This is a genomic window from Ottowia oryzae, from assembly GCF_003008535.1.
Lineage (GTDB): Bacteria > Pseudomonadota > Gammaproteobacteria > Burkholderiales > Burkholderiaceae_C > Ottowia > Ottowia oryzae.
Genome location: NZ_CP027666.1, coordinates 38,214 through 50,037 on the forward strand (window position 1 = coordinate 38,214; position 11,824 = coordinate 50,037).

The window sequence follows — 11,824 nt, forward strand, 5'->3', positions numbered from 1 at the left end:
ACTTCAGCCTTTGGCGCGCGTCCCACCTGCGCCAGCAGCTATAATTTTCGCAGCAAATGAGAGTGCTTGGCATCGACCCCGGCTTGCGCACCACAGGCTTCGGCGTGTTGGACGTGGACGGGCCACGCCTGCGCTACGTGGCCAGCGGCGTGATCCAGACGCGCGATGCCGACCAGGGCGATCTGCCCGCGCGGCTGAAGCTGCTGTTCGACGGCATCGGCGAACTGATGGCCCGCTACCGCCCCCAGGTGGCGGCGGTGGAGATCGTTTTCGTCAACGTCAACCCGCAGGCCACGCTGCTGCTGGGCCAGGCGCGCGGCGCCTGCGTGACCGCGTTGGTCGCGGGCGACCTGCCCGTGGCCGAATACACCGCCTTGCAGATGAAAAAGGCCGTGGCCGGCCACGGCCGCGCTGACAAGGCGCAGGTGCAGGCGATGGTGCAGCGCCTGCTGCAACTGCCCGCCGCGCCCGGCCCGGACGCCGCCGACGCGCTGGGCCTGGCCATCACGCACGCCCACGCCGGCGAGGCGCTGGCGCGCCTGCAGGCGGCCGGGCAGGCGCGGCGCACCAGCGGCATGTACCGGCAGACGCGCTGAGTCGCTCGACCAGAGGCCAATCAGCCTCTGGCGCGCGTGCATTCAGCGCTGGCAGCTATCAATTTCAGAGTAGTTTGACTGGCCGAGGTGTCACCCGCGCGCCTGGGCCAGGGGAACTCACCGGCCAGTGCGCTATAGCACGCGCTCGGCGATCAGCACGGCAAAGTAGCCCAGCGACGCCAACACCGTCCACTTCAGCAGCAGCCACGCGAATGTCTTGAAGCGCAGATCGCCGGTGGTGGCGTAGTAGGCAAAGGCCACGCCCGCCACCAGCAAGAGCAGCAGGATCAGCCAGCGAGAAAGCAGCACGGCGGATTGCGCGATGACCGAGTGCAGGCGCCTACCAGGCTGGCGCCAGCTTGGCGAAGCCCTGGGGCGCCTGGCGTTCGTCCTCGAAGGTGACCACGTCCCAAGCGTCTTCGTGCGACAGCAGCTCGCGCAGCAGGCGGTTGTTCAGCGCGTGGCCCGAACGGAAGGCCGTGTAGGCGCCCAGCATCGGCTTGCCCACGCAGTACAGGTCGCCAATGGCGTCCAGAATCTTGTGCTTGGCGAACTCTTCGGCGTAGCGCAGGCCGTCGGCGTTCAGCACCTTGGTGTCGTCCATCACCACGGCGTTGTCCAGGCCGCCGCCCAGCGCCAGGCCGTTGGCGCGCATGGTTTCCACGTCCTTGCTGAACGCGAAGGTGCGCGCGCGGGCGATGTCGCGGCTGTAGCGGCCGGAACCCATGTCGAACTCGACCCGCTGCCCGGTGGCATTTATGGCAGGGTGCTGAAAATCGATCTCGAAAGCCAACGTGAAGCCGTGGTGCGGCGCCAGGCGCGCCCACTTGAGCTGGTCGCCCTCGACTTCACGCACCTCGACCGGGCGCAGCACGCGCAGAAAATGCTTCGGCGCCTTTTGCTGCTCGATACCTGCACTTTGCAGCAGATAGACGAAAGAAGACGACGAGCCATCGAGAATCGGCACCTCTTCGGCGGTGATGTCGATGTACAGGTTGTCCAGCCCCAGCCCGGAGCAGGCGGACATCAGGTGCTCCACCGTGCGCACCTTGGCGTCGCCCAGCGACAGGGTAGAGGCCAGGCGCGTGTCGGTCACCGATTGGGCCGACACCGGGATATCCACCGGCTGCGGCAGGTCGATGCGCCGAAAGACGATGCCGGTGTTGGGCGGCGCGGGCCGCAGGGTCAATTCGACACGTTCGCCGCTGTGCAGGCCGACGCCCACCGCGCGGGTGAGCGACTTCAGAGTACGTTGCGCAAGCATGAAGCCGATTCTAGGGCGTTGCGTGCGCAAGCCGCTCGGCCAGGGCCATGGGTTCAGCATCGGGTTTCAAGTGCCAAATCGGCCGCCAGCGCAGGTGCAGCGAGCGCAAGCAGCTTCCATATCAATAGCAAAAAGCTGCGGGCAGCGTGCGCGCAGCTTTTGGCCTCTGTCACTTGAACGCGCCTAGCCCGGCCATGGCCGACCGGGCTGGCGCGTGAGCTGGCGCTCAATCCGCCTGCTTGCGCAGGAATGCCGGGATCTCGAAGTCGTCCATGCCACCGGAAGACAGCGCATCCACCTTGGCCGCCGCCTGAGTGCGGTTGGTGCGCCACACGCTGGGCACCGCCATGTTGCCGTAGTCGGCTTGGCCACCCGCTGCACCTTGCGGCGCGGCGTTGAGCGTGGGCGCCACGAACATCGGCTGGTTGTCGGTGCCGGTGCGCAGGCCGCCCTGCACCACGGTGATGGGCTGGCGGCGCATGGCTTGGCGCGACAGGCCGGTGGCCAGCACGGTCACGCGGATTTCCTCGCCCAGTGCATCGTCGTAGGCAGCGCCGAAGATGACGTGCGCGTCTTGCGAAGCGTAGGCGCGGATGGTGTTCATCGCTTCCTTCGATTCGTTCAGCTTCAGTGTGCCCTTGGAGGCGGTGACCAGCACCAGCACGCCCTTGGCGCCAGACAGGTCGATGCCTTCCAGCAACGGGCAGGCGATGGCCTGCTCGGCCGCGATGCGGGCGCGGTCGGGGCCCTTGGCGGTGGCGGTGCCCATCATGGCCTTGCCGGGCTCGCCCATGATCGTGCGCACGTCTTCAAAGTCGACGTTCACGAATCCGTAGTCGTTGATGATTTCGGCAATGCCGCCCACGGCGTTCTTCAGCACGTCATTGGCTTGCGCGAAGGCTTCTTCCTGGGTGATGTCGTCGCCCAGGACCTCCAGCAGTTTCTCGTTCAGCACGACGACCAGCGAATCGACGTTGGCTTCCAGCTCGGTCAGGCCGGCTTCGGCGTTGGTCATGCGGCGGCCGCCTTCCCAGTCGAACGGCTTGGTGACCACGCCCACGGTCAGGATGCCCATGTCCTTGGCAATGCGGGCAATGACCGGTGCAGCGCCGGTGCCGGTGCCGCCACCCATGCCGGCGGTGATGAACAGCATGTGCGCGCCGCGAATCGCCTGGCGGATGTCGTCGGCAGCCGCTTCGGCGGCTTCACGGCCCTTGTCGGGCTTGCTGCCCGCGCCCAGGCCGCTGCCACCCAGCTGGATGGTGGCGGATGCCAGCGTGCGCCCCAGCGCCTGGGCATCGGTGTTGGCGCAGATGAATTCCACGCCCTGCACATGGCGGCTGACCATGTGGTCAACGGCGTTGCTGCCGCCGCCGCCCACCCCAATCACCTTGATCTGGGTGCCTGCGTTGAAGCCTTCGGTGTCAATCATCTCAATGCTCATGGGGTACTCCTTGTCTGTCTGCAGTTGCCTGGATGGTTTGGATTTTGGATAGCGCGCGCGGGGAAAACATGAAAGCCGGATAAGAGCGTCTACTGCCTGGCGGGCCTGTGCTCTGCCAGCCAGGCGACACCGATCGAATGTGGGCAAACAGCGTGCGCGTGTTCATGGTCAGAAATTCCCCACGATGAAATCTTTGAAGCGCCCGAAAGCGGTCTTCATGCCGCTGGTCTTCTGGGCCACCTTGAAACCTCGCAGGCGCGCCTGGCGCGCCTCTTCCATCAAGCCCATCACGGTGGCCGCGCGCGGCTGGGCCACCATGTCCGACAGCGCGCGCGAATACTTGGGCACGCCCCGGCGGACCGGCTTCAGGAAAATGTCTTCACCCAGCTCGACCATGCCGGGAATCACCGCGCTACCGCCGGTCAACACCACGCCGGACGACAGCACTTCCTCGTAGCCCGAATCGCGGATGACCTGCTGCACCAGCGAAAAGATCTCTTCGACGCGCGGCTCGATCACCCCAGCCAGCGCCTGCTTGGACAGCATGCGGGGCGTGCGGTCGCCCAGGCCCGGCACCTCGACCTGCGTGTCGGCATCGGCCAGCAGTTGCTTGGCGCAGCCGTGCGCCACCTTGATGTCTTCGGCATCCATGGTCGGCGTGCGCAGCGCCATGGCGATGTCGCTGGTGATCAAGTCGCCCGCAATCGGCACCACCGCGGTGTGGCGGATCGACCCGCCAGCGAAGATGGCCACGTCGGTCGTGCCGGCGCCAATGTCCACGCAGGCCACGCCCAGGTCGCGCTCGTCGTCGGTCAGCACGGCCTGGGCCGATGCCAGCGGGTTCAGCATCAGCTGATCCACTTCGAGGCCGCAACGGCGGATGCACTTGATGATGTTTTCGGCAGCGCTTTGCGCGCCCGTGACGATGTGCACCTTGGCTTCCAGCCGCATGCCGCTCATTCCCACGGGCTCGCGCACATCCTGCCCGTCGATCACGAATTCCTGCGGGGCCACCAGCAACAAGCGCTGGTCGCTGGAGATGTTGATCGCCTTGGCGGTTTCCACCACACGGGCCACGTCGATGGGCGTGACTTCCTTGTCCTTCACGGCCACCATGCCGCTGGAGTTGATGCCGCGGATGTGGCTGCCGGTGATGCCGGTGTAGACACGGCCGATCTTGCAGTCGGCCATCAGTTCGGCCTCTTTCAGCGCCTGCTGAATGCTGGCCACCGTGGCGTCGATGTTGACCACCACACCGCGTTTGAGCCCGTTGCTGGGCGCGACGCCAAGACCGGCCAGCTTCAGGTCGCCGCCGGGCAGCACTTCACCCACCACCACCATGATCTTGGCGGTGCCGATGTCGAGCCCGACGATCAGATCCTTGTACTCTTTAGCCATGTTGCTTGTTGGTCGATCCAGGTGGTTTCAGCGCCGCACAGTGGGCGCCGTGGGGACTGCGTCGCCGCGCACCGTGGTCACGCCGCGCATGCGCAAGGCGTAGCCGCCCGCGTGCCGCAGGTCGGCCGATTCAACGGAATCCAGCGTGCGCTGGTGGCGTGCCGTTACCTCCTTGACGGTGCCCACGAATTGGTTGACCCGCCCCGCCAGCTCTTGTGGCGTGCCGTGGCCCAGGTCAATCACCGCGCCGCGGTTGAGCGTGGCCACCCAGTTGCCTCGGGCCTGCAGCGTGAGTGCCGAAATGTGCGCATCCAGCGGGGCAACCAGCGGCTCCAGCTGGCGCAGCATGTCGAGCACCACCGGCGCCTGGCCTTCCGGCCCTTGCAAGCGCGGGATGCGGCCTTCGTCGGCGCCGCTGTCGCCCACCTCAAACACTTCGCCGTGCTGGTTGACCAATTCGGAATCGCCTTCGCCCCAATGCGCCACGGGCACATGCTCCTGCAGCGTGATGTACAGCTGGTTCGGAAACTCGCGCTGCACCATGGCCTTGCGCACCCAGGGCGCCGACTGGAACGCCGCCTGCGCCGCCGAGAGATCGAGTGTGAAGAAGTTGCCGGTGAGCTTGGGCGCCACCGAGGCGCGCAGGCTGGCTGCGCTGTTGTGCGTGGTGTCGCCACCGACTGTGATCTGGCCGATGGAGAAGGCCGGGTTGCGCAGCACCCACCACACGCCCGCGGCCAAGCACGCCAGCACGAACCCGGTGACGAGCAGCGAGGTCGTCAGGTTCATGAGGCGAACGTCCAGCGGTGCGGGCATGGCAGGGTTCACTGCGCGCCTCCGGCTGTGGGGCTGTAATCCAGCGTGGCGTTGGCCAGCAGTTCCAGGCAGAGGTCTTCGTAGCTGGTGCCCGCCGCCTTGGCGGCCATGGGCACCAGCGAATGGCTGGTCATGCCGGGGGAGGTGTTGACCTCCAGCAGGTAGGGCTGGCGCGTGGCGCCGTCGATCATCACGTCCACACGGCCCCAGCCGCGGCAGCCGAGCACGCGGTAGGCGTCCACCACCAGCGCCTGCACCGCCGCCTCTTCGCCGGCCGGCAGATCGCAGGGCACACGGTACTCGGTGACGTCGGTGAAGTACTTGTTCTGGTAGTCGTACTCACCGTCGGGCGCGACGATGTGGATGACGGGCAGCGCGGTCGCGCCAGCGCCCTCGCCCAGCACCGGGCAGGTGACTTCGTCGCCGGCGATGAACTGCTCACACAGCACATCGGTGTCCAGCGCAATGGCGGCCGCCACAGCGGACTGGATCTGGTCGGTGCTCTTCACTTTCGTGACACCCAGCGACGAGCCTTCGCGCGCGGGCTTGACGATCAGCGGCAGACCCAGCTTGCCGGGGATGGCGTCCACCTCTTCGGCGGTGAATTCGCCGCGGCGAAGCAGCACGTGGCGGGGCGCAGGCAGGCCCTCGGCGTGCCAGACGCGCTTGGTCATCACCTTGTCGATCGCCATGCTGGAAGCCATCACGCCCGAGCCGGTGTAGGGAATGCCGAGCAGTTCCAGCGCACCCTGAACGGTGCCGTCCTCGCCAAAACGGCCGTGCAACGCGATGAAGCAGCGGGCGAAGCCCTCGCGCTTGAGGTCGTCCATCGGCCGCTCGGCCGGATCGAACGCGTGCGCGTCCACCCCGCGGGCGCGCAATGCCGCCAGAACGCCTTGGCCGGACATGAGCGAAACCTCGCGCTCACCCGAGCGCCCGCCCATGAGCACTGCCACTTTTCCGAATTGAACGCCTTGTTGGTTCATGATTGAATTTCAGCGCGGATTATGCTCAGTTTTTTGTAGCAAATCAACGGTTTTCGCTGGCACGGCACCGATCGAACCCGCTCCCATGCACAGCACCACGTCGCCCGCCTGCGCGTAGTCGGCGATGCTTTGTGGCAAGTCCGCCACGTTGTCCACGAAAACCGGCTCGACCTTGCCCGCCACGCGCAGCGCGCGGGCCAGCGATCGGCCATCCGCCGCCACGATCGGCTCTTCGCCGGCGGCGTATACGTCGGTCAGCAGCACCGCGTCGGCACTGCCCAATACCTTGACGAAGTCTTCAAAGCAATCCCGCGTTCGGGTGTAGCGGTGTGGTTGAAATGCCAACACCAGCCGCCGCCCGGCAAACGCACCGCGCGCTGCTGCCAGCGTGGCCGCCATTTCGACCGGGTGGTGGCCGTAGTCGTCGATCAGGGTGAAGCTGCCGCCGCCCTGCGCGGGCAGTTCGCCATAGCGCTGGAAGCGCCGGCCCACGCCCTTGAATTCGGCCAGCGCCTTTCGCGCGGCGGCGTCGGGAATGTTCAGCTCCACCGCCACGGCGATGGCCGACAGCGCGTTGAGCACGTTGTGCTCACCGGCCAGGTTCAGCACCACGGGCATGTCCGGCAGCTGAACGCCGTTGCGCCGCTGCACGGTAAAGCGCATCTGCCCAGCTTCGGCGCGCACGTCGACGGCGCGCACCTGGGCGTCTTCGCGGAAGCCATAGGTGGTGACTGGGCAGGCCACCTGGCTCAGGATGTCGCGCACCGCCGGGCTTTCGATGCACAGCACGGCGGTACCGTAGAACGGCATGCGGTGCAGGAAGTCGACAAACGCCTTTTTCAGGCGGCCGAAGTCATGCCCGTAGGTCTCCATGTGGTCGGCGTCGATGTTGGTGACGACCGCCATCACGGGCAGCAGATTCAGGAAGGAAGCATCCGACTCGTCCGCCTCCACCACGATGTATTCGCCGGAGCCCAGGCGTGCGTTCACGCCCGCGCTGTTCAGCCGCCCACCGATGACGAAGGTGGGGTCCAGCCCGGCCTCGGCCAGCACGCTGGCCACCAGGCTGGTGGTGGTGGTTTTTCCGTGCGTGCCGGCGATGGCAATGCCGCGCTTGAGGCGCATCAGCTCGGCCAGCATCATGGCGCGCGGCACCACGGGAATGCGCCGCTCGCGCGCGACCAGCACTTCGGGGTTGTCGGGCGTCACGGCGGTGGACGTGACCACCGCGTCCGCCCCTTCGACGTTGGCGGCGGCGTGGCCCACGTGCGTGCGGATGCCCAGGGACTGCAGGCGCCGCAGCGTGGCGCTGTCGGCCAGATCAGATCCGGAGATGACGTAGCCCAGGTTGTGCAGCACTTCGGCAATGCCGCTCATACCCGATCCGCCGATGCCGACGAAGTGGATGCGTTGGATGGCGTGTTTCATGCGGCCAACTCCTCGCACGCGCCGACGATGGCGTCCGTGGCATGGGTCTTTTGAAGACTTTTGGCCCTCAGCGCCCGCTGCACCAGCGCTGGGCGCTCTGTTTTTTGAAGCATATCAGCCAAACCTTCGGCGGTCAGATCGCGCTGCTGGGTCAGCCAGCCAGCCCCCTGGTCGACCAGGAAACGCGCATTGGTTGTCTGGTGGTCGTCTACCGCGTGCGGAAACGGCACGAACAGCGCCGCAGCGCCGATGGCGGCGATTTCGGTCACCGTGGTCGCGCCAGCGCGGCAGATGACCAAGTCGGCGTCGGCGTACGCGCGGGCCATGTCGTCGATGAAGGGCACCAGCTCGGCCTGCACGCCCGCGGCCTGGTAATTGGCGCGCAGCGCGTCGATTTGCTTGGCACCGCTCTGGTGCACGACGACGGGGCGGGACGCCGGCGGCAGCAAAGCCAGCGCGCGCGGCACCACGTCGTTCAGCGCCTGCGCGCCCAGGCTGCCGCCCACCACCAGCACGCGCAGCGGGCCGGTGCGGCCGGCAAAGCGCTCTTCGGGGCCGGGGTATTGCGTGAAAGCGGTGCGCAGCGGGTTACCCACCCACTGCACCTTGCGCGCCTTGGGCAGCACGCCAGGGAATGCCGTGAAGACCCGGTCGGCCACGCCCGCGAGAACCTTGTTGGCCATGCCGGGGATGGAGTTTTGCTCGTGCAGCACCAGCGGCTTGCCCAGCGCCACGCCCATCATGCCGCCGGGAAACGTGATGTAGCCCCCCAGGCCGACCAGCACATCCGGCTGGACGCGGCGCACCACCTTGATCGACTGAGCAAACGCCTTGAGCAGCCGCACAGGCAACAGCACCAGCGTGCTGAGGCGCTTGCCGCGCACACCGCCAAATTCAATCGGCTCGAAGGCGAAGCCGCGCGGCGGCACCAACTGCTGCTCCATGCTGCCGGGCGCGCCCAGCCAGTGCACGCGCCAGCCGCGCTCGCGCAGGCTTTCGGCCACGGCCAAACCCGGGAAGATGTGCCCGCCGGTGCCGCCGGCCATGACCAGCGCGCACTTGGCGTGCGTTGACTGCGGTGGGCGCACGTTCGTGTTCACGCTCGTCCCCCGCGCATCAGCTGGCGGTTTTCCATATCAATGCGCAGCACGATGGCAATCGCCACCATGTTGGCCATGATGGCCGAGCCGCCATAGCTCATGAAGGGCAGCGTCAAGCCCTTGGTGGGCAGCGCGCCCAGGTTCACACCAATGTTGATGAACGCCTGGAAGCCCAGCCACAGGCCAATGCCTTGGGCCACAAGGCCTGAGAACACGCGATCCAGCGCGATGGCCTGCCGGCCGATGTACATGATGCGGCGCGTCAGCCACAGGAAGAGGAAGATCACGCAGACTAGGCCGATCAGCCCGAATTCCTCGCCGATCACCGCCAGCAGGAAGTCGGTGTGCGCCTCGGGCAGCCAGTGCAGCTTTTCAATGCTGCCGCCCAGGCCCACGCCGAACACTTCGCCGCGCCCAATGGCGATCAGCGCGTGCGACAGCTGGTAGCCCTTGCCCAGCGCGTGCTCTTCGCTCCAGGGGTCCAGGTAGGCAAAGATACGTTCACGCCGCCACGGCGATGCCCAGATGATGGTGCCAAAAGCCACCACCAGCACGGCCGCGATCAGGAAGAACATCCGCGCGTTCACGCCGCCCAGGAACAGGATGCCCATGGCAATCACGGCGATCACCATGAAGGCACCCATGTCGGGCTGCGCCAGCAGCAGCAAGCCGACCACGGCCACCGCCACGCCCATGGGCAGCACGGCGCGAAAGAAGCGCTCTTTCACGTCCATCTTTCGCACCATGTAGTCGGCCGCGTACATCAGCACCGCGATCTTGGCCAGCTCGGAGGGCTGGAAGCTCATCGGGCCGAACGAAATCCAGCGGCGCGCGCCGTTGACCACGCTGCCCACGTGCGGGATGAGCACCGCGATCAGCAGCGCCAGCGACACCACGAACAGCCAGGGCGCCGACTTTTCCCACCAGTCCATCCGGATCTGGAAAGCCAGCAGCGCCGCCACGAAGGACAGGCAGATCCACACCGCGTGGCGCACCGCGAAGTGGCCGGGCGCATAGCGCGCAAAGCGCGGGTTGTCCGGCAGCGCGATGCTGGCCGAATAGACCATGATGAAGCCCCAGGCCAGCAGCGCCACGCACACCCAGATCAGCGACTGATCAAACCCCAGCAGCCGCGAAGGCGTGCTGGCGGTGCGTGCGTATTCCATGCCGCCGATGCGCACCGGCAGTTCATCGGTCCGCGCGCGGGCGGCCCGGCGCTTCTTGCCGCGGCCCTGGGTGGGCATGGTTTCGGCAGCAGCGTTCATGTCAACACCTCCAGCGTGACACCCGCTGCCAGGGCCAGATCGTGCACGGCATGGCGGAAGGCGTCTGCGCGCTCGCCGTAGTGGCGATACATGTCCAGGCTGGCGCACGCGGGAGACAACAGCACCGCATCGCCCGGCTGGGCGTGCGCTTGTGCTTCGGTTGCGGCGGCCGTCATATCCGCCGCATCGATGAGTGGGATGCCGCTGTCGGCCAGAGCCGCACGCACAGCAGGCGCGTCGCGCCCGATCAGGACCACGGCGCGCGCAAAACGTGCCACCGGCGCGGCCAGCGGCGAGAAGTCTTGCCCCTTGCCGTCGCCGCCCAGGATGACGACCAACTTACGCTCGGCGCCCAGGCCCTGCAGCGCCGCAACCGTGGCACCCACGTTGGTGCCCTTGCTGTCGTCGAAGTACTCCACGTCGCCCAGCAGGCCGATGGATTCCACGCGGTGCGGCTCGCCCCGGTACTCGCGCAGGCCGTACAGCATCGGCGCCAGCGGGCAACCCGCGCAAGACGCCAGCGCCAGGGCCGCCAACGCATTGACGGCGTTGTGCCTCCCCTGAATGCGCAGCGCATCGGCAGGCATCAGGCGCTGGAAATGCAGCTCTTCTTCAGCGTTCTTGCGGCGGCGCTGGGTTTCGTCCGCTTCGAGTGCGCGAACCAGCCACGCCATGCCGGACACGACCTCCAGGCCAAAGTCGCCCGGCGTAGGCGGCATGTCGGCACCGAAGGTCAGCACCGTGCGTGGCGCCGGCTTCGGCCCCTTGGCACCTTTGGTGGCCGCCGGTGGCTGAGGCCGCATGGCCATCACGGCGGGATCGTCGCGGTTGAGCACCATCGTGGCGCCAACGCCGAAGATGCGCGCCTTCGCCTCGGCGTAGGCGGCCATGTCGCCGTGCCAGTCAAGATGGTCTTGCGTGACGTTCAACACCGTCGCGGCGGTGGGTTCAAAGCCCTCGACGCCTTCGAGCTGAAAGCTGGACAGCTCCAGCACCCACACTTCGGGCAGCGCGTCGTCATCCAGAGCTTGTTGCAGCGTATCGAGCAGGCTGGGCCCGATGTTGCCAGCCACCACCACCGTTTTGCCTGCGCGCTCGACCAACTGGCCGGCCAGCGAAGTCACCGTGGTCTTGCCATTGGTGCCCGTGATGGCCAGTACGACGGGAGCGTATTCGCGCTCATCGCGCAGGCCTTTGAGCGCCTGGGCGAACAAGCCCAGTTCACCCTGAACCGGCAAGCCGCGCCGCCGCGCTTCGTCCACCACGGCGGCGGTGGCCGCGGGCGACAGGCCCGGGCTGCGGTACACCGCGCGCAGGCTGGCGTCATCCACCAGTGCCGCCGACAGCGGGCCCGCCACAAACCTGGCCTGCGGCACGCTTTCGTGCAGCGCGGCCAGTTGCGGCGGCGCTTCGCGTGTGTCAGCCACGGTCACCGTGGCGCCATGGCGGGCGCACCAGCGTGCGATGGCCAGGCCCGAGTGGCCCAGGCCCAGCACCAGCACATGACGGTCGTTCATTTTCAGCACC

Annotated in this window: 11 protein-coding genes; 1 reads left to right on the plus strand and 10 read right to left on the minus strand. The window is 67.1% G+C overall.

The window, feature by feature from the left end; translation table 11 throughout:
* Nucleotides 1-56: 56 nt before the first annotated feature.
* The gene (ruvC, locus tag C6570_RS00170; protein ID WP_106700951.1) at nt 57-596 is read left to right on the plus strand and encodes a crossover junction endodeoxyribonuclease RuvC; all 540 of its coding nucleotides are present in this window, start codon (nt 57-59) and stop codon (nt 594-596) included.
* A 132-nt stretch (nt 597-728) separates the two neighbouring features.
* Here ruvC and C6570_RS18055 read toward each other — a convergent pair whose 3' ends face one another.
* From C6570_RS18055 to murD, 10 genes are all read right to left on the minus strand, one after another.
* Nucleotides 729-905, minus strand: a complete 177-nt coding sequence (locus C6570_RS18055; protein ID WP_164675456.1) for a hypothetical protein — start codon at nt 903-905, stop codon at nt 729-731.
* A 31-nt stretch (nt 906-936) separates the two neighbouring features.
* Nucleotides 937-1,860 carry a UDP-3-O-acyl-N-acetylglucosamine deacetylase gene (gene lpxC / locus C6570_RS00175; RefSeq protein ID WP_106700953.1) on the minus strand — a complete coding sequence of 308 codons (924 nt, stop codon included), beginning with the start codon at nt 1,858-1,860 and terminating at the stop codon, nt 937-939.
* A 226-nt stretch (nt 1,861-2,086) separates the two neighbouring features.
* Nucleotides 2,087-3,304: a cell division protein FtsZ gene (gene ftsZ / locus C6570_RS00180; RefSeq protein WP_106700955.1), complete on the minus strand. Its 1,218-nt coding sequence runs from the start codon at nt 3,302-3,304 to the stop codon at nt 2,087-2,089.
* Nucleotides 3,305-3,472: 168 nt separating this feature from the next.
* Complete coding sequence (gene ftsA / locus C6570_RS00185) at nt 3,473-4,702, minus strand: cell division protein FtsA (protein ID WP_106700957.1); 1,230 nt, start codon at nt 4,700-4,702, stop codon at nt 3,473-3,475.
* A 27-nt stretch (nt 4,703-4,729) separates the two neighbouring features.
* Nucleotides 4,730-5,491 carry a cell division protein FtsQ/DivIB gene (locus tag C6570_RS00190; protein ID WP_245896240.1) on the minus strand — a complete coding sequence of 254 codons (762 nt, stop codon included), beginning with the start codon at nt 5,489-5,491 and terminating at the stop codon, nt 4,730-4,732.
* A 35-nt stretch (nt 5,492-5,526) separates the two neighbouring features.
* Nucleotides 5,527-6,504: a D-alanine--D-alanine ligase gene (locus C6570_RS00195; protein WP_106700962.1), complete on the minus strand. Its 978-nt coding sequence runs from the start codon at nt 6,502-6,504 to the stop codon at nt 5,527-5,529.
* 9 nt (nt 6,505-6,513) lie between these two features.
* Nucleotides 6,514-7,932, minus strand: coding sequence for a UDP-N-acetylmuramate--L-alanine ligase (gene murC / locus C6570_RS00200; protein ID WP_106700964.1), 1,419 nt, complete (start codon nt 7,930-7,932; stop codon nt 6,514-6,516).
* On the minus strand, nt 7,929-8,978 hold the full coding sequence (murG, locus tag C6570_RS00205; RefSeq protein ID WP_106704424.1) for an undecaprenyldiphospho-muramoylpentapeptide beta-N-acetylglucosaminyltransferase: 1,050 nt from the start codon (nt 8,976-8,978) through the stop codon (nt 7,929-7,931). Before murG ends, murC begins: the two co-directional genes overlap by 4 nt.
* A 50-nt stretch (nt 8,979-9,028) precedes the next feature.
* Nucleotides 9,029-10,297: a putative lipid II flippase FtsW gene (gene ftsW / locus C6570_RS00210; protein WP_106700966.1), complete on the minus strand. Its 1,269-nt coding sequence runs from the start codon at nt 10,295-10,297 to the stop codon at nt 9,029-9,031.
* Nucleotides 10,294-11,814, minus strand: coding sequence for a UDP-N-acetylmuramoyl-L-alanine--D-glutamate ligase (gene murD, locus C6570_RS00215; RefSeq protein WP_106700968.1), 1,521 nt, complete (start codon nt 11,812-11,814; stop codon nt 10,294-10,296). The genes ftsW and murD overlap by 4 nt, the downstream gene beginning before the upstream one ends.
* Between the last annotated feature and the right edge of the window lie 10 nt (nt 11,815-11,824).

Coding starts and splice junctions, on each gene's coding strand:
- ruvC (WP_106700951.1), top strand. CDS start 57: ATGAGAGTGCTTGGCATCGACCCCGGCTTGCGCACCACAGGCTTCGGC.
- lpxC (WP_106700953.1), bottom strand. CDS start 1,860: ATGCTTGCGCAACGTACTCTGAAGTCGCTCACCCGCGCGGTGGGCGTC.
- ftsZ (WP_106700955.1), bottom strand. CDS start 3,304: ATGAGCATTGAGATGATTGACACCGAAGGCTTCAACGCAGGCACCCAG.
- ftsA (WP_106700957.1), bottom strand. CDS start 4,702: ATGGCTAAAGAGTACAAGGATCTGATCGTCGGGCTCGACATCGGCACC.
- C6570_RS00190 (WP_245896240.1), bottom strand. CDS start 5,491: ATGAACCTGACGACCTCGCTGCTCGTCACCGGGTTCGTGCTGGCGTGC.
- C6570_RS00195 (WP_106700962.1), bottom strand. CDS start 6,504: ATGAACCAACAAGGCGTTCAATTCGGAAAAGTGGCAGTGCTCATGGGC.
- murC (WP_106700964.1), bottom strand. CDS start 7,932: ATGAAACACGCCATCCAACGCATCCACTTCGTCGGCATCGGCGGATCG.
- murG (WP_106704424.1), bottom strand. CDS start 8,978: ATGGCCGGCGGCACCGGCGGGCACATCTTCCCGGGTTTGGCCGTGGCC.
- ftsW (WP_106700966.1), bottom strand. CDS start 10,297: ATGAACGCTGCTGCCGAAACCATGCCCACCCAGGGCCGCGGCAAGAAG.
- murD (WP_106700968.1), bottom strand. CDS start 11,814: ATGAACGACCGTCATGTGCTGGTGCTGGGCCTGGGCCACTCGGGCCTG.